Origin of the sequence: Kaistia terrae (assembly GCF_026344005.1) — a bacterium.
Lineage (GTDB): Bacteria > Pseudomonadota > Alphaproteobacteria > Rhizobiales > Kaistiaceae > Kaistia > Kaistia terrae.
Genome location: NZ_JAPKNH010000002.1, coordinates 1 through 25,072, shown reverse-complemented (window position 1 = coordinate 25,072; position 25,072 = coordinate 1). Strand labels below are relative to the sequence as shown.

Here is a 25,072-nt window from a genome sequence, read left to right as displayed (position 1 = left end):
CGTTGCCCGACAGCTGACGGTCGACTTCGCGCCCCATGCCGTTGCCGGAAAATGGATATCCGGCAATAGCTGTCCGGCGACAAAACCTCGACTGGCAAAGACTGCCGGGCAATGCTGCTTCTCGAACGCCTTGACCTCGCCGGGACGGGAGATCACCTCAAGAGCGCATCAGTCGGCCAGATGCCGTCGCAGGAGTTCGACGCAGCGCCGGGTCTCCTCGATGCAGTCGAGATGCGGGTCGATGTCGGGGATCCATCCTTCATATTCGATCGTGAGTATATGCTGCCTGTCGCTCTCGCGAACGGCCTTCATCATCTCCGCCAGCGGGAAATGCGGCTCATCCCCAGCCTCGTCGAGTCGAAGGAGCTTGGCGTGGATGGCGCGCGAATAGGGCAGCGCGGCACCGAAAAGGCCGATCTCGGCAGGTCCCGCGGCGACGGTGCCTATCGTCTCGACATGGCTCAGCGGCAAGTCGGGCGTCGCAAATCGCCAAGCCTCGAAGTCGGGCACGACGGTCAGTTCCGGCGCCCCGATCTGCTTCACGAGCTCGGTCATGTAGTGCGGCACGCGGAAGACGCCCTCGGAACGGGCTGTCTCCATCCCCATGGTGACGCCGTATGATCGGGCCAGCGGAATCAACGCGGCGAAGGTTTCGAGGAACGACTGCGTGCCACGCTCCAGCGGATAGTCGGGGAACGTATCGACGGGTGTGAGGACCACGACCTCCGAGCCGAGGCCGGCGGCGATCTCGAAGCAGCCTTCGATATCGTCGACGAGCTTTGCCCGGGAAGTGCGGTCACATTCGCCGAGAAGGTCGGTATTGAACCAGCACGAGGTGACGCGAAGCCCACTATCGGCGATGCGGCTGCGCAAATCGCGGCGGCCGTGTGGTGTTCCGTATTCGCGAAGGCGCGAATAATCCTCGTTCAGTTCGATGCCGTCGATGCCGTAGCCGGCAAAAATCGGCAGCAGGTCCTCGAGGGTCTTCCCTTCCGCGATCGTCAGTTGCTGGAGCGACCAGGTACTGACGGAAATCAGGTGGTTGTGGTTCACGGCTGGACCTCCATCTCTGCCGACAACGTCTGATGGAGCGTCGGATATTCGTTGTTCGTGTCGATGCTCGGCGTATGCGCATAGAGCGAAACGTCGAAGCCTACCTCGACCTGGTGGCGACCGGCGGCAATGCCCGGACTGCGCACATAGACGTCGGCAATCTCGCGCATCTGCCACCAGATGTCGGCGATGGTCGGCAACTGGCCGACACCGATCCACTGGCCGCGCACGACGAAATACATATCGGACGGAGCAATGGTCTTGCCGTCGACTGCGACGGTCAGTTTCCGGATCCAGCCGAGCGGATGATCGGGATGCAGGAACTGGTTGCGGATCGAGAAGCGGTAGTGGTCGATGGTGGTGTCGCCGTCGACGTCGACATTTTCCATGACCTGTCCGAGCATCCCTTCGGGGATGCAGTTCATTGTGCCAGCAGGCATCGCATGACTTCCATAAAATGTGCGGGATTGACGAAGGGCGTCGGCCTTACGGCCTGGCGGCAGCAGGATTGGGTTTGGTCTCGGCGCCCATGATGATCAGCGAGAGCACCTGCTCGCGCGTCGCCTCATGCGTGTTGAGCCGCCCGACGACCCTTCCCCCGGCCATCACGACCATCCGGTCGGCCAGATCGAAGACATCCTCGATGTCATGGCTGATCAGAATGATGCCGACGCCCTTGCTCTTCAGCTGCTGGATGAGATCCTTGACCATGGCCGTCTCGCCGGGGCCGAGCGCCGCGGTCGGTTCATCCATGATCAGGACGCGGGCATTGAAATAGACGGCCCGCGCAATGGCGATGGTCTGGCGCTGGCCACCGGAGAGGTTGCGCACCGGGGTCTGCAGATTGGTGAAGCGAGGATTGATCTGGGCGCAGATCTCGGTGGTCTCGCGGACCATGGTGCGACGATCGTTGAAGATGCCGAAGCGCCGTCTTTCTCGGCCGAGAAAGAGATTCGAGACCGCGTCCAGATTGTCGGCAAGCGCCAACGTCTGGTAGATCGTCTCGATCCCGATCGCCTTCGCATCCTTCGGGCTCGTGATCGTCGCTTCCGTGCCTCCGACCAGAATGCGGCCGCTATCGGCGGTATGAGCGCCCGAGAGGATGCGGATCAGCGTCGACTTGCCGGCGCCGTTATGGCCGAGCAATCCGATCACTTCGCCTGGGCTGACGGTCAGCGACACATTGTCGACGGCCTGGACACCGCCAAAGGCCTTGCTGATGTTCTCGAGTTCGACGAGGGGGGCGGTTGTCATTCACAAAGCTCCCGCTTGGCGGCGTCGCAGCATCGAACGCTTGTCGAGCCGGAGCAGCAGCTTGGTCGACTCGATGTCGAGCACGAGCGCGAAGAGGATGAGCAGGCCCTGCACGGCGATCTGGTAGTTCGCGTTTACGCCGAGAAGGTTCATGCCGTTGCTGATCATGCCAAGGATCAGGCAACCGAACAGCGTCCCGATCATGTTGGCCTTGCCGCCCAGCAACGGGGTGCCGCCGATAACCACTGCCGTGATCACAATCAGCAGCAGGTTGGACCCCGCGCCGATCTGGGCGGAGGCCGAGCGCGCCGTCAACAGGACAGCGGCAACGGCATAGCAGGCGCCGGCGATCATGAAGACCTTGAGGCGAAGCCGGGTAATGTTGATACCGGCGACGCGCACAGCCTCCGGATTGCCGCCAAGCGCGATCACGTGCTGGCCGAACACCGTCTTGGTCGCGACGACATAGAAGCCGATGACCACGGGAACCAGCAGGATCACAGGCAGCGGGATCGGGCCGATCTTCGTGCGGGATATCGCCAGGAATCCTGGCGGAAGGTTCGAGACCGGCACGAGATTGGAGAGAATGTAGAGGATGCCGGTGAACAGGGCTCCGGTCGCCAGCGTGACGATAAAGGACGGCAGGCCGAAGCGCGACACCATCGTCGCATTGAGCGCGCCACAGGCGGCGCCGAGCGCCATTCCGGCGATGATCGCCACCGGGACGGGCACGCCATAGGTCGTCATCAGCTTGGCAATCACGAAGCCGATCAGCGCGATCATGCCGCCGACCGACAGGTCGATCTCTCCGGTCGCCAGCACCAGCGTATAGCCGAGCGCGACGATGGTCATCACGACGATCTGCTCGAGCAGGGCCACGATATTCTGTTGAAGCAGGAAGTAAGGCGATGCGACCGACAGAACGACCGCCAGGATGAGAGCAAACAGAACGGCTTTGTTCAGCAGCAGGACACGCCGGAGGGCTGCGATGCCCCCGTGTTCGGCAGAACCGGTAAGGTTGGTCATTGTACCCTCGAAGTCCACCCCACGACGATCACGCCGTGGGGTGAGGAAACATCCGATTACTTGATCTTGCCAGCGAGGAAGTCGTCGACATTGCCCGCATCGACGGCATAGACCGGGTCGAGATAGTAGGTCTTGTCCTTGAAGGAGCCGTCGACGATACCAAGCGCCACATCGATGGTCTTGCCGTTGTCGGCAATACTGGTCCCGATGGTGAGCGACTGGGTGCCATCCTTGACGCGCTGAACGCCATCCGGCGTCAGATCATAGCCCGAGACGAGGATATCCTTGCGGCCGGCCGAGATGAGCGTGTTGGACACGCCAAGCGCCATGATGTCGTTGGCGGTCGCGATGTAGTTGATATCCGGGTAGGCGAGCAGCCAATCCTGCGAAAGGTTCTGCGCGGTCGCGGTAAGCCAGTTGCCGTAGCCCTCGGCAACGAACTGGATGCGGTCGGGCATCTCGGCGGCGAGCGCCTTGATCGCGTCGATACGCAGCAACTGTGCCGTCTGGGCCGGCGCACCATAAATCGCGCCGATCTTCAACACGCTATCGGGATGGGCCTTCAGGTAACCCTTGATCCACTCCGTCGTCGCCTTGGAATACCGGTTCTCGTCCGACGAATAGAAGGCGACGGTGGTCAGGTCGGATACGGGACTGGTGGGGCGGCGGTCGAGGATGGGAACGCCAGCGTCCTTGGCTGCCTGCATCGCCGGCAGGGAGCCCACACTGTCCACGGCGCTGAAGATAAGCACGTTCGGCTGCTTGATCAGGGCCGTTTGTACATCCGATATCTGCTTATCAACGCTACCTTGGGCGTCGTAGACATCAAATTCAATCTTGACGTCCTTGCGCGATGCATTGAGCTCGTCGACGCGCTTGTGCATGGCCTGGGTAGCCGCATTCTGCGTATCGTCCAGAACATCGACACTGAAAGCGATCTTGATCGTTCGCACGTCTTCGGCATGAGCCAGGCCACTCGCCATGAGCGCGACGCTAAACGTGAACGCGCGAAAACAAGTCCTCGTGAAGACCATAAATTCCTCCTCCAAATATTAGGTCGACCCGCGCCTCCAGGGCGAATCGGACAACCAGTCGACCGGTTCGCATCGGCCTTCTGCTTGTATGCGACAGACATTTGCATCAAATATGCAGAATGGCAAATCCAATTGTTTTTCACCTGCAGAGGTGACACATGTTTTGCTGAGTCCTGACCAGCAACCCGGAGGCTGCTTGCAACGAATGGTGGGTGAATTGGACAGTTTAAGCGCGGTTCTCGACCTCATCCGGACGGGTGAGGCCAAGGGGCGACCGGATCTCCAGCGCGTCACGGGCCTGGGGCGCGGCCTCATCAGCGAGCGGGTCAATCAGCTACTTCGATCGACCATCGTCGTCGAAGGAGATTTGAGCGCCTCGACGGGCGGGCGTGCGGCGCGCGAGCTGGAATTGAATGCAGGTGGCGGCGTGGTCCTGGTCTACTACGCACAGCTGAGGCACTTCCTCGTTGGCGTGACAGACCTGTCGGGCAAGGTGCTGGCATCTCATCACGAGATTTGTGACTTCGGCATGGGTCCCGAGCACGTACTGGGACTTGTGGAGGGACGCTGGCATGAGATGCTGGCGGAACTCGGCCGCAGCGCGTCGGACATCTGGGGCATAGGCGTTGGCGTCCCCGCCCATAGCAACTTTGAATCCGGAACCTTCGTCGATTCGCCGTCCCTCCCCGCCAATTGGAGCGGCTATCCGCTGCGCCGAGCTCTCTCCGCCAAATTTGACGCGCCGGTCTGGCTTGAGACGTGTGACAACGTGCTCGCCCTTGGTGCGCTTCGGACAGGCGTGGCGAGACGACAGTCGAACTTCGTCTATCTGACTGCCGATCTTGCGGTTGGTTGCGGGATCGTGAGCGACGGCCGCGTGATGCGAGGCGCTCAGGGTGCTGCAGGCAACATCGGCCACATCACGATCGGCGGCGACGCGCTATGCCGCTGTGGGCGGCGCGGATGTCTCGAGGCCGTTGCCGGGGGCGAGGCCCTGCTGCGAGAGGCGGAAGCGGCCGGCCGGAGCCGGGAGAGCCGCTACTTCGCCGAACGTCTCGATTCCGGCGCAGCACTCAATATCCGCGACCTGGCAATCGGCGCTCGCCAGGGCGATGAGATTTCGCAGCAGCTCGTAGCGATGTCTGGAACCACGATCGGCATGGCATTGGCGGCCACGATCAATGTCCTGAATCCAGCAATGGTGGTCGCTGACGGTTGTCTGCCACAACTTGGCGACCTGTTCCTCGCCTCGATGCGCGAAGCGATCTACCGCCACTCGCTTCCTTTCGTGACGCGTGAACTGGCGATCGTGGTCGTCGATCAGTCCGACCAAACCGGGCTTGCCGGCGCTGCGCAGATGGTGCTGGACGAGATCTTCCTGCCAAGCTGCCTGGCCAAATGGTTTGAGACAGGTCGCCCTACAGCCGCGATCCATCAAGGTTGAGATGAATTAGCCATGGGGCGTGCGTGATTGCGCGTGCGCCTCTTGGTATCGGTATCCCGCGCGCCAACAGGAGCTTGCGGCGGCTCACGCCTTGTAGAGCGCCTGCATTGCATGGTGCAGCTTGAGCGATAGCGGTGAAGCAACATAGGCGTCCGTGACGACCTCGATATAAACGCCGGTCTCGGCCCTCTCAGCCGCTTCGAGGGCTGCGTCCAACTCGCCGCAGGTCGTCACGCGCATGGTCTGCCAGTCGTCGCAACCGAACGCATGCGGCAGATCAGCATAATGCCAGGGTGCGATGTCGTTGTAAGCGATCGCCGGATCCTTGCAGAGCAGGCGCTCGATCAGATAGCCATCATTATTGAGCACGAAGATGATCGGCTTCAGGCCGAGCCGCGGGAACTGGCCGATTTCCTGGACGGTCAGTTGATGCGAACCGTCGCCCGTCACCAGAACCATGCGCCGGTCGGGTGCTGCGACCGCCGCGCCGAACGCCGCCGGCGTTGCCCAACCGATAGAGCCCCATAGTGTCTGGCTGTGGAACGTCGCTCCCTTCGGCATCAGCGCGAAGCCCAGTCCCATCGACGCCGTGCCCGTCTCGGCAATCAGGATATCTCCGGGCGCAATGAAATTGGCCCAGCGCGGGTAGAGGGCATTCGCATCGATGGCGTCGGAGCCGGAGCCGGTCAGAGGACCAAGCGAGCCCGGCTTGATCGTCGTCCACTCCCGCTTTGGCAAGCGGCGCGCCAACTCGGCCAGCAGGTCGCCAATCTCGACATTCGCATAGGTCCTGCCACCGATCTGCGTTGCGTGATGACCGATATGGATCACCTTGGCCGGGTCCAGCTTCGCGGTGAAGGCGCCCGTGTTGATGTCGGTCATCAGCGATCCGACATTGAGCACGCAATCCGCCCCCTCGACCAGCACGCGGACCTCCTCGCCGAGCAGGTTGCCGCTATACATGCCGATATAGCCGGGATGCTGTTCGTCGATCACGGACTTGCCCATGAACATGGTGGCGAAGGGCAGCCCCGAACTGTCGAGGAGCGCTTCCAGCTCCGCCTTGCGCCCGGCTCTGGCGACATGGATGCCGGCCAGCAGACAGGCGCTCTCCGCACGCTCCAGCGCGGCGACGATCGTGTCGGCGACGATCTTCAGGGCGTCGGGATTGCTTGCCGGCATCGCGATCGGCTCTGCCCTGCCAAGCACCGGCAGCAGAGCGAGATCCGCTGGAAAGGCCATGTAAACGGGACGGCGATGATAGAGCGCCTCGAAGATCAGCCGCTCGGTTTCGCGTGCCGCGTTCTCCGGCGTCATGACGACGCTGGCGGCGACCACCGGATCGCTCATGCGGCGGAACAGGTCATATTCGCCATCGCCAAGCGTATGGTGCACCAGCTTCCGCCCGGACTGCGTCGCCATGTTCGGCGTGCCGACGAGATGGAACACGGGCAGTTGCTCGGCATATGACCCGGCGATGCCGTTGATGGCGCTGAGCTCGCCAACGCCGTAGGTGGTGCAGACGGCACCAACGCCCTTGATGCGGGCATAGCCATCGGCCGCATAGGCGGCATTCAACTCGTTCGAGCAGCCGACCCAGCGTATATTCGGATCGTTGCAGATCGCGTCGTTGACCGGGAAGGAATAGTCGCCGGGAACTCCAAAGATATCGGCTATGCCGATGTCATGCAGGCGGGACAGGACATGCTCGATAACCGTGGTCACGCTGGCCTCCCGGAACGGGGTCTATTGGGCGTCGATGTAACTTTGAACAACGCGGCCGATCTGCGCGACAACCGTCTCGGTTGGTAATTCCACGACCGCTGGCAGCTTCAATACATATCTGGCCAACCCCAGACCGAGCAATTGGGTTGCGATCAGCGGTCCCGTTGCCGGTGATTGGTCGCTCAAGCCAAGCGACTGAAACAGTGCCTGAAGCTGTTGCGCGAACATCTCGTTGATGCGGCTTTGCGCAGTCTCGCTGGAAATCGCCGCCCGCATCATGGCGGCCAAGGCTGGTCCCTGCTGCGGGTGCTCCCACCGGCCCATCACGTGCCGCACCAGGCCCTCCCCCAGCTTGTCGCGGGGCAGGTTCAACGTCGCCTCCGCTTCGAACCGCAAGGTCGCGACATTGGCGAACAGCGCAGCCTTGCTGCCGTAATAGCGGATGACCAGCGACGGGTTGATATCAGCCGCCTCGGCGATCTCCCGGATGGTCGTGCGCCCGTAGCCCTGGCGCGCGAACAGCGTGCGGGCCGCTTCGAGAATGCGCATCCGACTGGCATCGGATCGGCGCGGCGTGGCGGTTTTCTCGATCATGCGCTCTCAGTTTGTAAACAAGCGTTTGCATTTTCTACACCCTTGCGTTAGGGAAAGTAAACACGCGTTTACACCTTATCCCCGCCCATCCTTGGAGAGCTTTCATGAGCGACGCTCAGTCTGGTGATACCCTCCCGGTTCTCATCGTCGGTGGCGGGCCGGTCGGCATGACCCTCGCTTCCGAACTCGCGCGCTACGGCATCGACGTGCGGATCGTGGACAAGGCCGCGCACCGAGCCGATACGTCTCGGGCGCTTGTCCTCTGGAGCCGGACGCTCGAACTGCTCGACCGCGGTTTTGGCGCCGCCCCCTTCGTTGAGGTCGGCCTGCAGACGAAGCACGTCTCGATCCTGAATGGCGACACGCGCATCGGCCGTATCGACATGAGCGGCGTCGCAAGCCCCTACCCCTACGCCCTGATGATCCCCCAGTCGGAAACGGAGCGGCTGCTCGAGGCGCAACTCGAAAAGCAGGGCATCGTGGTCGAGCGCAGAGTCGAGGTCACGGCGATACAGGAAGTCGACGGCGGCGTTCGCGCTGTCCTGCGCGCCGAAGACGGAAGCGAAGAGACCGTTCAGGCAAAATGGCTCGTCGGCTGTGACGGCGCGCATAGCGTGGTGCGCCATTCCCTGGGCGTGTCCTTCGCCGGCGAAACACTCCCCAGCGACTGGGTTCTCGGCGATGTCCATGTAAGCGGGTATCCGTACGGGACCGACGTCTCCGTCTACTGGCATAGGGAGGGCGTTCTGGTGATTTTCCCGATCAGCGAGGGCCGTTATCGCGTTCTCGCCGATGTCGCGTCGTCGGCCGCCGAACAGCCTCCCGCCCCGACGGTCGACCAGCTTCAGGCGCTGCTCGACCAGCGCGGCTCGCAAGGCATGACCATCGGCGATCCGGTCTGGCTGGCCGGGTTCCGGATCAACGACCGCAAGGTCGCCGAGTACCGGCACGGCCGCGTGTTTCTGGCCGGCGACGCCGCGCATATTCACAGCCCCGCCGGCGGACAGGGCATGAACACGGGCATGCAGGACGCTTTCAACCTCGCCTGGAAGCTCGCTTTGGTGATCGAGGGAACGGGCTCCGAAGACCTGCTCGACAGCTATAGCCCGGAGCGCAGCTATGTCGGCGAAGAGGTATTGAAGGGCGCAGGACGGCTCACCAAAGTGGCGACGCTGCGCAATCCCGTCGCGCAACACATTCGCAACTTCGCCGCCCATGCCGTGCTCGGCCTCCCGTCCGTGCAGCACGCAGCCTCGGAAATGGTGACCGAGATCGCGATCCACTATCCCGATAGCCCGCTGAACGGACCTGCCCTGAACGGCGGGCCGCGGCCGGGCGCGCGCGTGGCGCCCGTCGCCGGACAGCTTCCCGCTGGGTCCGGCGCGACACCGCTGTTCGCCCTGCACGCCGACAACACGCCTGAGATCGCGAGCCTGGTCGCAGCGTTCGAGAAGCTGGTCAGCCCCGACATTCGCCCGCGCTTGGCCGAAGACGGGATCTGGCTGGTGCGGCCGGACGGCTATGTCGCCTGCGCGGCGGAGGATACCGGGCCGATCGCGGCGTATCTGAAGCGCATCGCCAGATAGAAATCGGCTGGACTACCGTATCTCCAGGTTCGACCGCGCGTCTCATCCTGCCGGCTTTTGGCCTGTGCGGATCGCGCACGCGCCATCGAGGATCAGGCGTAAACCCGCCTCGAACTTCGCCGCTTCGGCCCGCACCAGTCGCCCGGCGGATCCGGGATCGGCGGCTCTCCTATTTTCTACAACTGCCGCTCGGTCACATCGATGAAATGCTGAATTTATACGCTTGTTCCTGTCGATAATTCGACGGTACACACCGGTGGGTCACACCTTACGCAAATGGAGATTGTTTTGAATATTTCCAAAATCCTGCTTGGCGCAATATTGTTTGGGGCGTCGCTCTCGAATGCATCGGCTTTGCCTGCCGTCAACTCGGCGACAGCTCCGGAACTCGTAGTCAAGGCGGCACAAGGTTGCGGCCCCAACGCATGGCGCGGCCCGTGGGGCGGCTGCCGCAATACTCCCTATTCCGGCCCGCTGCCCGGCGGCGGCTATGCCTACCCGTCCGGCGGCTACGGCTATTTCGGCAATGGCTGCCCTCCCGGCTCCTGGCGCGGACCGTGGGGCCACTGCCGCAACACGCCGTATCACGGCCGCCTGCCCAACGGTAACTGGCAGTAACCTCCATTCAGCCATTCAAACTGAGAGTTTTGAAAATGCCCATCAAGGCAATTTCCGTGGCTGCGGCCGCATCCCTCATGCTCCTGACCGCATCCCTCTCGGCCCGGGCGCAGGACGCTCCCGCGCCTGACCTGCCGCCGGCCGTCGATCTCTATTCCGATATCGATGCGAAGGCGGTTCTGGATGCGCGTCTGATCGCGCTGAAGACCGTTGCCGGCTTGACGCCGGACCAGGAAAAGCTCTGGGCCGGACTCGAAACCGCGATCCGCAATGCGGCGACGGAAGCCCTTGCCCGCGGCAAGCAGCGCGCCGAGGCAGCACCGCCATCGGATTTCGTCGACGTGCTCGACCGCATTGCCGATGCCGAAATCACGCGCGGCCAGGCGCTCAAGGCCGTGGCCGCGGCAGCGCGTCCGCTGGTCGCCTCGCTCAGCGAGGAACAGAAGCGTCGGATTCCGGCCTTCCTCGGCATGATCGACAACGCCAACGGCCCGCAGCCGACGGCCGACCTGTGGATCTTCGAAGACGAAAACTAGAACCGGGCTTCAGGAATTTGGACATGACCCACGACACCTCGACCCGCCGCCAGTTCGTGGCGCTGAGCGCGACCCTCGTCGCCGCGACCACCCTGGCGGGAGCGACGCCTGCCGCCGCAGAACAGGGAAACATGGAAGATGCGCTTGGCGCGCTCCAGGCCGCGCTGAATGCCCTGCACCGCGCCACCCCCAACAAGGGCGGCCACAAGGAACGGGCGGCGCAGCTCGTCCTGCAGGCGATCAGTGAAGTCGAAGCCGGCATCGCTTATGCCGATGAACATGGTGGCGGCTGAAGCCAAGCCGCCTGGCCTGCCAGTCATCTGTCCCGCCGACGCCCCCAGGGGTCGGCGGGTTCCGTTGGAATTCCGCTAAGCCATTGCAGACGCTCTGATGGAGCTCATTCGTGCCGCGTTGAAACGTGAAGCGAAGCGGCCTCGTTCGCTGCGGCGATGCATTCGGAAAATGACAGGTCGTTGGCCAACGAACTGGCGAGAGCGCCGACAAACACGTCGCCGGCGCCATGCGTGCTGATGAGGTCCACAGGCTTGGCAGGAAGGCGGATCGGGGTTTCGCCGCGCTTTTGGCCGGCAACGCCATCGCCGCCGGCCGTGACCACCACGGTTGCGAAATTCTGCGACAGGAAAGCGGCGGCTTGAGCGGCGGAAGCAAGATCGACGACGGCCACGCTACCCAGTTGTTCAGCCTCGATGGCGTTGACGACGAGCACGTCGATCAGGTCGACGAACTCTGGCGAAAAAGGACGGTAGGGAGCGGCGTTGACACAGACGATGACGCCCCGGGAGCGCGCTGCCCGGGCCGCATGAATGTTGACCGCTTCGGGCACCTCATTTTGAAGAATGAGCATGCGGACGCCCTGCCAGAGATCCGGCTCGGCGAGCGCGGCCAGATCGATCTTCAGGTTCGCGCCGGACACGATGACGGCGCCGTAATCGCCCTCTGAATCCGATATGGCGACACTCATGCCGGAGCCGACGCCCGACAGGCGCTCTATCCGCGAGCAATCCACGCCAGCGGCGTTCAGATGGTCGAGCAGGAACGGCCCAAAATCATCATCGCCGATGGCGCCGGCCATCCTGACCTGTGCGCCGGCTCTGGCCGCGGCCACCGCCTGGTTGCCGCCCTTGCCGCCGAATTTCGGTCGCCAGGCGTAGCCGGTCACCGTTTCGCCCTTGCGGGGGCGGTCGGGGGCATCGACCATGATGTCGTAGTGAAGGCTGCCCACGACGACAATCGCCGGGCGGATCGGTTCGTTCATGTTGTTCGCCGCTTCGCTGTGACGGCGCGCATGGTCGCCGCGAGGTTTTTCTCAGCCGCATCCAGGTCGCGCTGCGCGACGGCTGCGAAGACGGCGTCGAGGATGACGAGCTGCGCGATACGGGCCGCCGCGTTCTCGCCCAGGATCGGCGACCCCTGTGCCGTCGAGCACAACACGACATCGGCAATCGCCGCCAGGGGCGAGGTGTCATAGTTGGTGACGACAAGGATGCGCGCGCCCCGGCGTCGTGCGAGCTCGATCGCCTCGATTACCGCGCTGGTGGCGCCGGAATGCGAGAAGCCGATCGCCACATCGTCCGGACCCAGCAAGGCTGCCGACATCAACATCATGTGCGCGTCGTCGAAGACGTTGGTGCGGATGCCGATGCGCAGGAATTTGTGCGCCACATCGCGCGCGATCTGCGCCGACCCGCCAATGCCGTAGAGGTCGCGCTGCCTGGCATGAAAAATCAGGTCGGCGGCGCGCTCGAAACTCTCCGGATCGAGGATCGACAGGGTTTCCTCGAGCGCGTGGATCGAGGTGCGGAAAACTTTTTGGGCGATCTCACGGCCGCTATCGTCGGGGGACAGCTCCTGATGCAATTCGGCGGTGGGCAGCCGGTTGTAGTCATCCAAGGCCGTGCGAAAATGACGAAATCCATCAAAGCCGAGCTTCTTGACGATCTTGACGACCATGGCCTCCGAGACGCCGGCGTCTTCGGCGACAGACTTCAGCGGCGTGGTGCCATCAAAATCCCGGCGGCCGAGGATCGTATCGACCACGCGCGCCTCAAGCGGCGTGAGGTGGGGCATCATCATGCGGATGCGTGGCCCCACCGTCCTTGGATCCTGGATGGATACGTTCATTCCCTGCCCCTTGTCGCGCGGTCGATCAGCATCGCGACGAGGATGATAAGGCCGGTGGCCAGAAGTTGGTAGAACGCCTGCACATTCATCAATGTCAGGCCGTTGCGCAGGCTGCCGAGAATGATCGCCCCGAGCAGCGTGCCGACGATCGAGCCCTTGCCGCCCATCAGCGAGGCGCCGCCGATTGCCGCCGCCGCGATGGCGTCGAGTTCCCAGAGATTGCCGAGCGTCGGATCGGCCGCGCCAAGGCGACCCACCAGGATCAGGCCGGCGACCGCGGCAAGGCCGCCCGAGATTACATAGCTGGCGATTTTCGTCCGGGTGACGGGCACGCCGGCGATGCGCGACGCCTCCTGGTTGCCGCCCACCGCCAGGAAATACTCGCCAAGCGGCGTCTTGTTCAGGACCACCCAGATGATGGCGGCGAGCACAGCGACGATGACGACCGGATTCGGCACACCGAAGATCGTCGAGTTGGTCAAGGCGCGGAAGGCCGGGGGAATGCCGAAGATCGGGTTGCCGCCGGTGTAGATCAGCGAGATGGCGCGATAGAGCGAGAGCGTGCCGAGCGTGACGATGAAGGGCTGCAGCCCGCCAAAGGTGACGAGCGCGCCGTTGATGCCGCCCGCCGCCATACCGAAGCAGAGCGCGATCGGAATGGCGAGGGCGATGGGGACGCCGGCCGCCATCAGCACGGCGACAGCGACGGCGGAGATTGCCGCGATCGGGCCTACCGACAGGTCGATGCCGCCGGAAATGATGACCAGCGTCATGCCGAGGGCGACGCAGGCATTGATCGAGGACTGTTGCAGAATGTTGAGAACGTTCTGCTCGGTCAGGAAATTGGGACTGAGGATCGAGAAGACGACAACGATCACGACCAGGCCGAGCAAGGTGCCGGCATCGCGCAGCCCGACCGGAAGCGCGAACTTCTTCTCAACCTTGTTCAATGCAGTGCTGTTCGATGTCGACATGACTAGGACCTTGAGATGGAGGCGGCGCGGGGGGCGGATTGCGGCACGGCCAGCGCGACGATGGCTTCTTCGCTCATCTCGTCCCGTTCCAGCACGCCGGCGATCCGGCCTTCCCGCATGACAAGGACGCGATCGGAGACGCGCAGGATCTCCGGCAGCTCCGATGAGACGACGATCATGGAGCGCCCCTCGGATGCCAGCTTTTCGATAAGCGCATAGATTTCCGCCTTGGCGCCGACATCGATGCCACGCGTCGGTTCGTCGAACAGCAGGATCTGTGCGCCCGCCGCGATCCAGCGCCCGATGATGGCCTTTTGCTGGTTGCCTCCGGAAAACTGGCCGATCGGACGCTCGATGCTGAGCGGCCGCAGATTGAGGTCGGTCATCAGGGCGAGGCTTTCCCGGGCGACCGCCCTTCTGTTCATGAAGCCGAAGCGCGAAAACCGCCGCATGGATGGCAGGGCAATGTTGCTGCTCACCGGCCGTCGCGCCACGATGCCTTCACGCTTGCGCTCTTCCGGCAACAGGCCTAGCCCGGCGGCGATGGCCGTGCGCGGATTGCCGAGCGGAAGCCGCCGACCCCGAACGCGGATCTCGCCCGCATCGGGCTGGTCCACACCGGCGATCAGGCGAAGGAGTTCGGTCCGACCGGCACCCACAAGGCCCGATATGCCCAGGACTTCGCCGCGGTGCAGCGTGAGGCTGGCATCACGAACCGCTGTTGCGCGGGTCAAACCCTCGACTTCGAGCACAATGTCGCCCTGCACGAAGCTCTGGTGACCGGCCACCGCCAGTTCACGCCCGACCATCCGTGCGATCACGGCGCTTTCCGTCGTGTCCTTCATGATGACGTCAGCGACCTTGCGGCCATCGCGCAGGATCGTCGCGGTCTCGCAGACACGGAATACTTCGTCCATCTTGTGCGAAACATAGATGACCGAGACGCCCTTGGCGGCGAGGTCGGCAATCAGGATTGCGAGCCGCTCGAACTCGGCCGGAGTGAGACTCGATGTCGGCTCATCCATCGCCAGCACCTTGGCGTCTTCCATCATGGCGCGCGCGATTTCGACGATCTGCCGCTGTGCGACCTTGAGCGTGCGGATCGGCGCGGATGGATCGATGGAGCGGTCCAGAGGCGCCAGCGCGTCGGCCGCGGCCTGCTCCTGCAGACGACGGGCAACGAAGACGCCGCCGGCGATCAAAGGACGGCCGAGAAACATGTTCTGCGCGACGGAAAGCTCCGGAACGTGCTGAAGCTCCTGGTGGATCATGGCGATCCCGGCGCGCCTCGCCGCCTTTGGCCCATGGCCCGCGACACGTACGCCGTCGATCTCGATATGCCCCGACGATGGCGCGAACACGCCGGAAAGGATGTTCAACAGCGTGGATTTACCGGCGCCGTTCTCCCCCAGGAGGCCGTGCACGGTGCCGGGCCGGACCGACATTTCGACCCCATCGAGCGCGCGCAGCGTCCCGAAGCTCTTGCCGATGCCGGTCAGTTTCAGGCGATCAACCACAACATTCGTCACAACACGCCTCCCATGGCACGTCTTCCCTGGCGCGCTCGCCCGGAACGAAAGCGGGGCTCGGCCTGATGACCGAGCCCCTGCCGCATCATTCGGCCGGCTGGGCCAGCAGAACCTTGCGAAGCTCGTCGCCGGTGGCGGAGTAGGTCGCGACATTGTCCTTGGTGATCAGCGCCTGCGGGGTCGAGACCACGCGGGGAATGGCCTGCTTGCCGAGCAGGCGCAGCGCGACTTCCATGCTGACCTCGCCGGTCAGGACCGGGAAGGAGTCAACGGTACCGGTGAGCTCGCCTGCCTTGATCGAGTTGTAGGCGTCGGAAATGCCGTCCGTGCCGAACACGACAACCTTGTCCTGCAGGCCGGCGGCCTTCACGGCCTCGACAACGCCGAGCGCCATTCCGTCGTTGTTGGCGTAGAAGCCGACCAGGTCCGGGTTCTGCTGCAAAATGGTGGCCGCGCTGTCATAGGCGAGCTGGCGATCCCAATTGCCGGGGACGCTGGCGACGACGGTGAACTTTCCGCCATCGGTGACCGTCTCGGTGAAGCCCTTGGTGCGCTGACCGGCGGCGAATACACCTGCCTGCCCTTCGATGACCGCCACCTTGCCGCCCTGCGGACGGTTCGCGAGGAACCACTTGGCGACCCGAACGCCATTGTCACGCTGGACGTTGCCGACATACTGCCTGGCGCCGGGGATGACGGCGTCGTTGACGTTGATGACCGGAATGCCCTTGCTCTCCGCCGCTTCCAGCGCCGGCTGCAGGTTGTTGTCCGTCTGCGGCGAGAACAGCAGCGCGTTGAAGCCCTGCGAGATCAGGGTCTCGGCAGTGGAGAGCTGGCCGAGCTGGTCGCCCTCGTTCTGGGCGGCCTGGTAGACGACCTCGACACCATTCTTCTTGCCGTAGTTCTGGTAGCCCTCACCGAGGCTGCGCCAGTATTCGTTGGTCAGCGTCTTGGAGACGCCACCGATCTTGGCGCCGGCAGGGGCGGCCGGCACGTCACCGAACTTGGCCTGAAGCTGCGACCAGTCGATGCGATCCTTCTCGGTATCGGAATTGAGCGGCGCGAGTTCTTGAGCGTGGGCAAAACCCGCCAGCAGTGCGATCGCGCAACCGGCAGCCAGTGATTTCATGCGAATTGACATGGGTATTCTCCTCCCGTGAACGCCGGCACATGCGCTGCCGGCATGCGACCGTCGATCAGGCGCTGCCGATCAGGGCTTCGTTGACGATTCTTTGGCTGGCGACCGCATTCTGTCGTCCCAGCGCCTCCCCGAGCCGGTTGTCGCCATTCAGGCGATCGGCGATCGCGGAGAGCCGATTGACCGTGGCGATGTTGGCTTCGCACTCCGCGACCGGATCGAGACCGCTGAGATCGGGGAAGGTGTCGAAATAGAGCGCGCCGGTGTAGCCGTCGCGGCGGATCTGGTGCAGCAGCTCGAGCGTCGATCGCATATGCACCGCGCCGACCATCAGGCCGTCATCGCGCTTGCCGTAGCCATCGTTGAGGTGGACGCCCAGCAGCTTGCTGCGGCGATGGATGAGATGCGCCGCGAAGGCGGGCTGCTCGCCGGCATAAAGCGAATGCGCGAAGTCCATCGTCACGCCGAGGTTCGGCGAACCGGCATCGGCGATTGCCAGCAGCGTGGTGGCGGCGTCCCGCAGCAGGCTGTGCGCGCGCGGTTCGTCGGGCTTGTATTCGATGCTGATCTGGCATTCCGGGTCGTGGGCGGCGACCTCGCGGATGCCCTCGATCTCCATGTCCCAGGCCCGCGCATAATCGAGCTGGAAATTATAGTCGAAGCCGTCCTGGCCGAGCCAGATCGTCATCAGGTTCGCGCCCATGGCCCGCGCCGCGTCAATGCCGCGCTTGGTGAGGTCGATAGCCTCCTGCCTCACGATCCTGTCCGGATTCGTGAAGGCGCCGAGCTTGAATTCGGGATTGGTGTAGTAGCGCATCGCGAGCCCGTTAACGCTGAGACCGAGATCTCCGATGCGTCGAGCGAGGTGGCTGGGCTCTTCCCCGACATGATCGGGATAGTTCAGATCCAGATCGGTAAGGCCGTTTACCGTCGCGGCTCTCTCGGCCATCTGCATCATGGATGGCTTGCCCTTCAGATCGGGCCAGAAAAGCGCCGGCGCGGAGCCGAAGGAATTGAGACGTGTCGCGAAGCGGGAAGAGGTCATGATGGGTCCACCAAGCTGGAGTACTTCACGAGAAACAGTAATTTGGTGAAGTTGTCAATCGAGTTGGTGGCTTTGAGGCGAGACGCGCGACGTCACCAGCCGATGGCGAAACCGAGATAACGGACCTGTCGGTCAGGCAAACGCTGCAAGCCCGCCCTCTGCGTCGACCGCTAGAGGGCAGGCCCAGGCGTCGGTTTCTGGCCGCAAGCTGTCCGCGACAGGATCCAGGCCGACCAGGCCCGTCCAGAACACCAAACCGCCTCCCGCCTCGCCTTGCGGCCGAAGCGGTTCCTCCTACTCAATGAATGCTCACGATCGCCAAGAAGGCCTCCATGAAAGCCGCCAGCGCGTCCACTGACCCTCACAAAGACCGCTGCGGCCCTTAGGCAAATAGGCGCTGCGATCGAGGCGTTCGCCGTTGGAGATTTTGCGCGGCGTCGTTCAGAAGATGGAGCGCGCGAACAGTCGGGGAACAAAAGTGTCTACAAAAAGCGAGCAAAGTGTCTAGACGAAAAAGGCGCCTCGGAGGGCGCCTTGTAAGTACCTGATCTCATTAAGAGATTTGGTAGCGGAGGAGGCTACCTAATATTGTGTAAATTCAATCACTTATATTTCGAGTACCACGTTTATGTACCATATTAAGAAAATGGTTCATGGCTATTGAGACGGACTTGCAACCGATTGTGCCGAGCCTCTTGAGGTTCAGCCATCCGAATTGGGGCCGGAGGCGGACTGCCGGCTTTCAAGCAATGAGCGTTTAAAGCGGACGTACCGAAATCTTTGGCCTAGGTAGAAAAACCAAGCGCAGTCGAAACAGTTTGATCCCAGACGGCAACCTCCGCCCAACGAAATGAGTGGTAACGACCACACGATTTTCACGCTGGCTTGTCAAATCTTGTTGAATAATAATGTCGTATTACCGCCCCTCAACTGGGGCATGACGGTAATAAATCGCCAAAAAACTTTAGCACAGGTCGACGATACCACTTATTCGCCTCGGTCAAGCGCATAAATTATCATCGATTATTTTGCAAAATCGTATGATATGCACAGATTGGCCAAATGATTTTCTCGAAAATACTGGATATGAAATTGACCAAGTTTGAATGGGTGCAGCCTTCGCTTTTCGGCGCTGCGGTCGGAGCAATCGCTCTCGCAGTTGTGGGCTTCACCTGGGGCGGTTGGGTTACTGGAGGCACTTCGCAGGCTCGTGCCGAAACATTAGCAACGACGCGGTTGGTCGGCGCACTGACTCCCCTTTGCATTGCTCAATCTCAGGCTGACCCTCAAGCCGCTGAGCGGATTGTGGCTCTCAAGGCTGCGTCGAGTTACCAACGCAGAGACCTTGTCCTCTCTAATGGATGGGCGACGCTTCCCGGAGCCAAAGAGGGGAATCGCGACGTCGCCGACGCCTGCCAAAAGAGCCTTTCGAGCTAGTTTTTTTGGCTCGTCCGGACAGAGCGAGAAGGGCACAGATCGCTTTGCCTATCTCGCTAGTTCGGAGAACCCGCGATTAGTGCCGCCGGATGTTAAATGACTTCCCCTGACAGGCGGTGCACCTGCTGCACTTTGCCCTCGCGGCAATCCGTGCAAGTGCAACGATGCTGACGCCGCAATTCTTGGTACAAATGAAAGAAGAGGCGCTCCATGTATGGTCAAAAATTCGCCATCGGAGAGATAGTCGGCATGGCCCTAAACTCTCTCCCCAGCCCGAAGACCCGAGACCTGTTCCGGATTCTGGCGCGATACATTACCCTTGGAAAATCTCCCATCTACCGCATCCAGAACCTATTGGATCGGGGCGAACGTATGGTGAGCGAGGCCGAGCTATTGCAGCGTTACGCTGGCGCAAGCGCGGCTCCGAAGAGTTGCGATATTTTACGTCTGCAACCGATAGGCATTCTGCGGTTTAGGTTGGTCGAAAAGCCGTGACAGAGCAGACAACCGACTCCTCCGTGACATTCGCGCATCCGTTCCAACTTCCTGAGATGGATCGGCCTTACCCGGCAGGCACCTATGTGGTTCAGACCGATACCGAAGCGCTCAGCACGGTTTCCCAATTGGCATATCGACGAATTGCGACCCGTATCATACTGACGAGTGCGGGCAAGACGGAGGTACTTACGATCGACCCAAGAGACTTGGAGGCAGCAATCTTGCACGACAAGTCCCAGTAGAAATTACGCGCTCGCATTGGCGATTTGCCGTGCCGCATTTCTCGAGTCAGGCTGGTCCACTGGTGGCGATCTGGGGCGCGACCGCCAAACCCAGCAGCCACCGCACCCTAAACGCCTACCTGCGGACTCCGTAGGCGATTTGTGCTCGTCAGGAGGCCGCCCTCATATGCAAGCAGGTGCGCGGCGCGCGCGAGGCGGGCTCTATCATCGAAACCCGCCTGCGGGGCAGGTTCCAACAAGCACTGACATCTGCAGGCAGGCGGCATGCCGGTTGGCTTCCCTCCGCTTCCAACGAATTGGCACCCTATGAGAGCTGGCGCTGAATGCGCGTAGCCGCAGACCCGGTATCGCAACTCCCTGGAATATACCGAGCCCGATTTCCACCTTCAAACCGCAACTATCTCCAAGCAGCTTATCAGAGATGCATGGAGGCTGATGTGGGCTTGACCTCAACCTGCGCTCCTGTCCTGACGTACGACGCTATAAACAACGTGGCGAGAAGCATCACGATGCTGCCTCCAACAAAAACGCCCACAATGCCGCTCAGGCCGAACATGAGGCCCCCGGACGCAGCCCCGGCGGCAATCGCACCCTGCACCGAGGCAACCACCATTCCGCCAGCGCTTTCCGCCTGATCGGGAACCAAACGGGCAACCCAGGTCGACCAGGCGACCGGCACGCCACCGAATGCCAAGCCCCAGAACGCCACAAGAAGCGCCAGTCCGAGGCCCGAGGCCGGCAGGAAGACCAATGCCAGGCCAGCGATACCAACAAGTGCCGGCATCAGCACGAGCGTCCCACGCAAGCTGCGCTCCATCAACCAGCCCCCCAGAAGGGTCCCGACGAAATTTGCCACGCCAAAGCCCAGCAACATTAGCGCCAGTGCATCCGCGCCAACGCCAGCGGTGCTTTCAAGAAACGGCCTTATATAAGTGAACAGCGCATAATGCCCGGTATGCGCCAGGATGCAGCCCAGCATCCCTATGGCGATGCCTGGACGCAGCACAACGTCCAGCACCGTCCTCAGTCGGGCCGTGGTTTTGCGAGGCGCCAGCTGCGGTAAGGTGAAAACCTGAAATACCAGTGTCGTCAGCCCGATAGCCGCCGCCGCATAAAAGGCGCTGCGCCACCCGAACAGATCTCCCAGATAACTGCCCAGCGGCACGGAAACGACGGTTCCGACGGCGATACCGCTAAAGACGACCGATATCGCGCGAGGAAGGAGCGTAGGAGGCACAAGCCGCATCGTGACAGCCGCAGCCATGGCCCAAAAGCCGCCAAGGGCGATGCCCAGAAAGACACGCATCACCAACAGGATCGTCATGCTGGAGGAGACAGCCACCAGCAAGTTGGAGGCGATCATCAAGGTGGAAAAGGCTAGAAGAACCACACGCCGGTCGAGCCCTCTTGTCAAAACGGGCACGAACAGACCGGAAAACAGCGCCACCACCGCGGTTACGGTGACGGACTGCCCGGCCAAAGCCTCGGACACGCCAAGTTCGGCGGCCATCGGTGTCAGCAGGCTCGCAGGTAGATACTCTGCCGTCAGCAGCCCGAATACGCCCATTGTCAGCGAGAACACCGCAAGCCATGCGGCGGATACAGGTGCTTCATGCGTCACGTCATCAGGCTCTGTATTTAATGCAGAGCAGCAAGCGATATCGGTCATCCAGGTTCTTTCCGTTCTCAATCAGTTGACCCCGAACCTAGACACCGAAGGCAGGACGATCTATGATCTATAGTCCTTAATTATTGATAGAGGCTCCTGAAATGGCCTTGCGAGATCCGTTCGCGCTATCCTCCGATCTCATAAGCGAATTGCTGTCCGGGATGCGTCTGCGCGGGGTTCAGTACCGCCGCATCCAGACCGGGCCCGAGTTCGGCATGAGTTTCCATGCCAGGCCCGGCCATGCCTGTTTCCATTATCTCGCCGTTGGAAACGCCGTCCTGCGGAGCGCAGACGGCACGTTGCGCGAGTTGTCGGCAGGCAGCGCTGTTCTCGTGCCACAAGGGGAAGAGCACGCGTTGCTGTCGGATAATGGCGTTCCGGTGCAGCCTATCGACAGCTTTGCCACAGCCGGCCTTGGCGACGCTGTAAGCGGGGTGGATACCTGTCCCACCACCAGCACTATACCGAGCGCTATCCTGTTTTATGGCTGCATGGAGTTCGATCTTGGCGGCATGCAGGCTCTTGGGCCGCTGATGCCGCCCTTCATGCTGGCCGATGCCCACAATGACCGTTATCCGGGGCTGGCGCCCATTTTTAACAGTATGAAGAATGAAATCTGCTCGGGTCGGATTGGGTTTGCGGGCATCCTTGCGCGGCTGGCTGAGGTGATGGCGGCCATGATCGTGCGGGGCTGGGTGGAGTGCGGCTGCGACAACGCCTCCGGTCTCGTGGCCGCCTTGCGCGACCCCCGTCTGGCGTGCGCCATTCTGGCGTTGCATCGACAACCCGGCCGTGACTGGTCGGTGGAAGAACTGGCGGCGGAATGCAATATTTCCCGTTCGGTTTTTGCCGGACGCTTTCAATCCACGATCGGTATCCCTCCACTCCGCTATGCTGCAGAACTACGGATGCGGCTTGCCGGTCAGTGGCTGACCCGCGACAGGCTGGCGATTGACACTGTAGCGCATAAGCTCGGCTATACGTCTCAAGCCGCTTTCAGCCGTGCCTTCAAACGTGTCACCGGACACACTCCGGGGTCCAGCAGACAGGCAATCCTTGCAACGACATTTTGAGCCACCAGTCGGTCATTGACCACTCCGTCCAGCCTGCCGGCCTTCTGTCTTCCAGATTGCAACTGATCAGCTTGCCTCAGTCCGGGTGGTCAGACAGGAAAGCAAATTATCGAGGGCAATCGGCAGCAATCGGCGTGCCCAGCTTGGGACTGAAATGGCGGGGAAGGTGGGACGCGAACTGTCGTTAGCGGTGCAGGATAAGCTCGCGTCGGAGCTGGGCGTCGGGGCCGATTTAACAGTCGGATAGATTAATCATCTTCCGGGGCCAGAATTCCCGCCTCGTGTGCAGCCTGGACAAAGGCCGCCCGAGCATCCATTGGGTCCCCATCGGCCTCCCATGCTGCCAGGCAGGCCGCGAGCGCCGCCCGGTTCAAATCGCTCTCAACGAATTCCTGTGGCCAATGCTTCAGTAGCAATCCAGTGGCGCGCACGGCATCAGTGACGACCTGATAGTTGACGGCACTCACCCGGACAAAGACGGGTTCAAATTTTTGGGTCATAGCGTTCATATAGGGTGGCAGCACCTCTGCACCTAACTGGCGCGATGTGACTGGCAAAGAGTCTTCTCGCCGGCCTTGTTTTGGACGGGGAAACCCGGCTGCATGTCAGGCGGTGTCAGGTCGTGACAGGCCGCCGGCCACCCGAGCCCGGAATTCGGTTTCGCGAGTTAGGCGAAGCCTCTAGCGGTTGTCAGTGTGGCTGCTCTGATCCGCTTCACCAATTCGTGCTCGGGGTGCGGCCGATATTCAAGACTGCGGATCGGCGAGAGGCTAGGCTCATATTGTTCAGGAGAACCAGATATGGGCGAGCTCGCCACCGTTTACACCACCCGACACGCCCTAAGCCATGGCATCCAGAAGGTCGCGGGAACAATCAGTAGTGACTATTTCCGCCCCCTAGGCCGGGTAGTCTTTAATTCCTACGCTGGGGAAGGCAGAGAATGGCACCGGACAATGGAAGGCGCCCTTAATCGCGCTGAGCAGATGCGGACGCAGAAGCTAAAATCACTGCAGGCGCAGATAGGCAAGTTGAAGAAGATCAATTTCACAAAGCAGATGGCAAATGTTGAGCCAAAGTTTGAATCTTCCCGGTGAGGGCAGAAGCCGAATGCCATTCCGAAAGTCAGCCGAAGCCCCTGACGGCATTTTGCGTAACGGCGGCTATACCCAGCTAGCTGGGGCCAAAAGCCCGCCATCAAGTCCCGCAGGCGATTTGCGGCGACGCCTTCTACGCTCGCGTGCGTGCAGGCAAGCGGAGCGCGTGAGGCGGCTCTAGAGGCGCTTTGCCAATCGCCTGGGTGTTTGACACCCGAGAATGGCCGACGAACTCAGCGCCTATGACGGCCGTACCTTGATAGGAACGATACGGCGGAACGGCCCTCACCTGGTCGTGGCGATGGCTCCCGACCGCAAGAAACTCTGAACACACCGGGAAAGTCTGGCCGCTGTACAATGGAATGGCAAAGTGGTTTCGTGACTGAGCCTATCCCCCCCGGCAAACCGTGCATCATTTTTAGAAATGACGCCCAATCGCGGAATTCCAGCTTTGAATGTCGAGATTGTCGGCTGCGACGCTGAACAAATTCATATCCCCGGCGCGATTCAGCCAGACGGCTTCATGCTCATAGCGCAAGTCACCACGAGATTGATCGTTGGCTATGCGGGTCGAGACGATGCATTCATCAACCGAAACGTCTTGGGACTTTGCTTGGATGACGTCCTCGACTTGGGGAGCCATTTCTCGACGCAGGCGCTTCCATCCGCCGGCATCAAGGTGGTGGGTGACGTTGCGGTTGCCGGGAAGACAATGGACGCTGTGGTGTTCATTTCCGGCGAGTACCTGGTGGTCGAACTGACGGATAAGGACCCGCAGCACAGCTTGGACGCCTCCTTCCTTGCCGAGTTGCAAGCGGTGGGAAGCACTTTCGAAAGGGCGTCTTCGCTTCAGGAACTGTGCCAACAAGCATCTAAGGCATTTCAGGGCCTGACCGGCTATGGTCGTGTTCTGGTTTACCAATTCGTCGATGATGATACAGGCGTGGTTGTGGGCGAGAGCATTGTCGACGCATCATCGAGCTTCCTGAACCACCATTTCCCGGCGTCCGACATACCCAAGCAAGCAAGGGCACTTTACGTTCGCAATCGAGTGCGAGTCATTGCCGATGTGAACTATGTCCCTGTGCCAATCGTCGGTATCGATCAAGAGCTAGCGGCGATAGATCTCAGCGACTCGATGCTTCGGAGCGTTTCTCCAATCCACATCCAGTATCTAAAGAACATGGGGGTGGCGGCGTCCGCGTCGATGTCGATTATCGTGGACGGGGTGCTGTGGGGCCTCGTGGCGTGCCACCACAATCAGCCGCGACCTATATCCCTTACTGCCAAGCTTGCTTGCCAAGCCTTGGCAAGCAGTCTTTCCCAGCGGATTAAAGCTCGACAAGAGAATGAGCTATATC

General features: G+C 61.8%; 24 protein-coding genes. 9 read left to right on the top strand and 15 right to left on the bottom strand.

What is annotated here, in order from left to right; genetic code table 11:
* Nucleotides 1-168 precede the first annotated feature (168 nt).
* Genes OSH12_RS05315 through OSH12_RS05295 form a run of 5 tightly spaced genes read right to left on the bottom strand, consistent with a single transcriptional unit; the run spans nt 169 to nt 4,316 of the window.
* Complete coding sequence (locus OSH12_RS05315; protein ID WP_266342485.1) at nt 169-1,053, bottom strand: sugar phosphate isomerase/epimerase family protein; 885 nt, start codon at nt 1,051-1,053, stop codon at nt 169-171.
* Nucleotides 1,050-1,493 carry a C-glycoside deglycosidase beta subunit domain-containing protein gene (locus OSH12_RS05310; protein ID WP_266342484.1) on the bottom strand — a complete coding sequence of 148 codons (444 nt, stop codon included), beginning with the start codon at nt 1,491-1,493 and terminating at the stop codon, nt 1,050-1,052. Before OSH12_RS05310 ends, OSH12_RS05315 begins: the two co-directional genes overlap by 4 nt.
* 46 nt (nt 1,494-1,539) lie before the next feature.
* Nucleotides 1,540-2,307: an ATP-binding cassette domain-containing protein gene (locus OSH12_RS05305; protein WP_266342483.1), complete on the bottom strand. Its 768-nt coding sequence runs from the start codon at nt 2,305-2,307 to the stop codon at nt 1,540-1,542.
* Nucleotides 2,308-3,333 carry an ABC transporter permease gene (locus tag OSH12_RS05300; protein WP_266342482.1) on the bottom strand — a complete coding sequence of 342 codons (1,026 nt, stop codon included), beginning with the start codon at nt 3,331-3,333 and terminating at the stop codon, nt 2,308-2,310.
* A gap of 56 nt (nt 3,334-3,389) precedes the next feature.
* Nucleotides 3,390-4,316 (bottom strand): sugar ABC transporter substrate-binding protein, encoded by a 927-nt coding sequence (locus OSH12_RS05295; protein ID WP_266342481.1) that lies wholly within the window; start codon nt 4,314-4,316, stop codon nt 3,390-3,392.
* A 256-nt stretch (nt 4,317-4,572) separates the two neighbouring features.
* Here OSH12_RS05295 and OSH12_RS05290 point away from each other — a divergent pair, with 256 nt between their 5' ends.
* Complete coding sequence (locus OSH12_RS05290) at nt 4,573-5,811, top strand: ROK family protein (RefSeq protein ID WP_266343326.1); 1,239 nt, start codon at nt 4,573-4,575, stop codon at nt 5,809-5,811.
* An 84-nt stretch (nt 5,812-5,895) separates the two neighbouring features.
* Here OSH12_RS05290 and OSH12_RS05285 read toward each other — a convergent pair whose 3' ends face one another.
* Both OSH12_RS05285 and OSH12_RS05280 read right to left on the bottom strand, forming a co-directional pair.
* Nucleotides 5,896-7,536 carry an alpha-keto acid decarboxylase family protein gene (locus OSH12_RS05285; RefSeq protein ID WP_266342480.1) on the bottom strand — a complete coding sequence of 547 codons (1,641 nt, stop codon included), beginning with the start codon at nt 7,534-7,536 and terminating at the stop codon, nt 5,896-5,898.
* A 21-nt stretch (nt 7,537-7,557) separates the two neighbouring features.
* Nucleotides 7,558-8,130, bottom strand: a complete 573-nt coding sequence (locus OSH12_RS05280) for a TetR/AcrR family transcriptional regulator (protein ID WP_266342479.1) — start codon at nt 8,128-8,130, stop codon at nt 7,558-7,560.
* Between the two features lie 104 nt (nt 8,131-8,234).
* On the opposite strand from OSH12_RS05280, the gene OSH12_RS05275 reads away from it, so the two are divergent.
* The 4 genes from OSH12_RS05275 to OSH12_RS05260 all read left to right on the top strand — a co-directional run bounded on the left by OSH12_RS05275 (nt 8,235) and on the right by OSH12_RS05260 (nt 11,163).
* Nucleotides 8,235-9,716: an FAD-dependent monooxygenase gene (locus tag OSH12_RS05275; RefSeq protein ID WP_266342478.1), complete on the top strand. Its 1,482-nt coding sequence runs from the start codon at nt 8,235-8,237 to the stop codon at nt 9,714-9,716.
* Between the two features lie 276 nt (nt 9,717-9,992).
* Nucleotides 9,993-10,334 carry a GCG_CRPN prefix-to-repeats domain-containing protein gene (locus tag OSH12_RS05270; protein ID WP_380223062.1) on the top strand — a complete coding sequence of 114 codons (342 nt, stop codon included), beginning with the start codon at nt 9,993-9,995 and terminating at the stop codon, nt 10,332-10,334.
* A 35-nt stretch (nt 10,335-10,369) separates the two neighbouring features.
* Nucleotides 10,370-10,870, top strand: coding sequence for a Spy/CpxP family protein refolding chaperone (locus tag OSH12_RS05265; RefSeq protein WP_266342476.1), 501 nt, complete (start codon nt 10,370-10,372; stop codon nt 10,868-10,870).
* Between the two features lie 23 nt (nt 10,871-10,893).
* Nucleotides 10,894-11,163 carry a hypothetical protein gene (locus tag OSH12_RS05260; protein ID WP_266342475.1) on the top strand — a complete coding sequence of 90 codons (270 nt, stop codon included), beginning with the start codon at nt 10,894-10,896 and terminating at the stop codon, nt 11,161-11,163.
* A 104-nt stretch (nt 11,164-11,267) separates the two neighbouring features.
* Here the strand turns inward: OSH12_RS05260 and OSH12_RS05255 are convergent, their stop codons facing one another.
* The 6 genes from OSH12_RS05255 to OSH12_RS05230 form a co-directional block, all read right to left on the bottom strand.
* Entirely contained in the window at nt 11,268-12,146 is an 879-nt protein-coding gene (locus OSH12_RS05255; RefSeq protein ID WP_266342474.1) for a PfkB family carbohydrate kinase, read from the bottom strand.
* Complete coding sequence (locus OSH12_RS05250; RefSeq protein ID WP_266342473.1) at nt 12,143-13,012, bottom strand: MurR/RpiR family transcriptional regulator; 870 nt, start codon at nt 13,010-13,012, stop codon at nt 12,143-12,145. The genes OSH12_RS05255 and OSH12_RS05250 overlap by 4 nt, the downstream gene beginning before the upstream one ends.
* Nucleotides 13,009-13,986: an ABC transporter permease gene (locus OSH12_RS05245; protein ID WP_266342472.1), complete on the bottom strand. Its 978-nt coding sequence runs from the start codon at nt 13,984-13,986 to the stop codon at nt 13,009-13,011. The genes OSH12_RS05250 and OSH12_RS05245 overlap by 4 nt, the downstream gene beginning before the upstream one ends.
* Nucleotides 13,987-13,988: 2 nt before the next feature.
* The gene (locus OSH12_RS05240; RefSeq protein ID WP_266343325.1) at nt 13,989-15,503 is read right to left on the bottom strand and encodes a sugar ABC transporter ATP-binding protein; all 1,515 of its coding nucleotides are present in this window, start codon (nt 15,501-15,503) and stop codon (nt 13,989-13,991) included.
* A gap of 97 nt (nt 15,504-15,600) precedes the next feature.
* Entirely contained in the window at nt 15,601-16,656 is a 1,056-nt protein-coding gene (locus tag OSH12_RS05235; RefSeq protein ID WP_266342471.1) for a sugar ABC transporter substrate-binding protein, read from the bottom strand.
* A 55-nt stretch (nt 16,657-16,711) separates the two neighbouring features.
* Nucleotides 16,712-17,698 carry a sugar phosphate isomerase/epimerase family protein gene (locus OSH12_RS05230; protein WP_266342470.1) on the bottom strand — a complete coding sequence of 329 codons (987 nt, stop codon included), beginning with the start codon at nt 17,696-17,698 and terminating at the stop codon, nt 16,712-16,714.
* Nucleotides 17,699-19,345: 1,647 nt separating this feature from the next.
* Between OSH12_RS05230 and OSH12_RS05225 the strand changes: the two genes are divergently transcribed.
* Nucleotides 19,346-19,630 (top strand): hypothetical protein, encoded by a 285-nt coding sequence (locus tag OSH12_RS05225; RefSeq protein ID WP_266342469.1) that lies wholly within the window; start codon nt 19,346-19,348, stop codon nt 19,628-19,630.
* A gap of 660 nt (nt 19,631-20,290) precedes the next feature.
* Here the strand turns inward: OSH12_RS05225 and OSH12_RS05220 are convergent.
* Nucleotides 20,291-21,544: an MFS transporter gene (locus tag OSH12_RS05220; RefSeq protein ID WP_266342468.1), complete on the bottom strand. Its 1,254-nt coding sequence runs from the start codon at nt 21,542-21,544 to the stop codon at nt 20,291-20,293.
* Nucleotides 21,545-21,645: 101 nt separating this feature from the next.
* Here OSH12_RS05220 and OSH12_RS05215 point away from each other — a divergent pair, with 101 nt between their 5' ends.
* The gene (locus OSH12_RS05215) at nt 21,646-22,617 is read left to right on the top strand and encodes an AraC family transcriptional regulator (protein WP_266342467.1); all 972 of its coding nucleotides are present in this window, start codon (nt 21,646-21,648) and stop codon (nt 22,615-22,617) included.
* A gap of 248 nt (nt 22,618-22,865) precedes the next feature.
* Here OSH12_RS05215 and OSH12_RS05210 read toward each other — a convergent pair whose 3' ends face one another.
* Nucleotides 22,866-23,117, bottom strand: a complete 252-nt coding sequence (locus OSH12_RS05210; protein ID WP_266342466.1) for a DUF982 domain-containing protein — start codon at nt 23,115-23,117, stop codon at nt 22,866-22,868.
* Nucleotides 23,118-23,417: 300 nt separating this feature from the next.
* On the opposite strand from OSH12_RS05210, the gene OSH12_RS05205 reads away from it, so the two are divergent.
* Nucleotides 23,418-23,711, top strand: coding sequence for a hypothetical protein (locus OSH12_RS05205; protein ID WP_266342465.1), 294 nt, complete (start codon nt 23,418-23,420; stop codon nt 23,709-23,711).
* Nucleotides 23,712-24,162: 451 nt separating this feature from the next.
* On the top strand, nt 24,163-25,072 hold a 910-nt coding region (locus tag OSH12_RS05200; protein WP_266342464.1), incomplete at its 3' end, for a GAF domain-containing protein.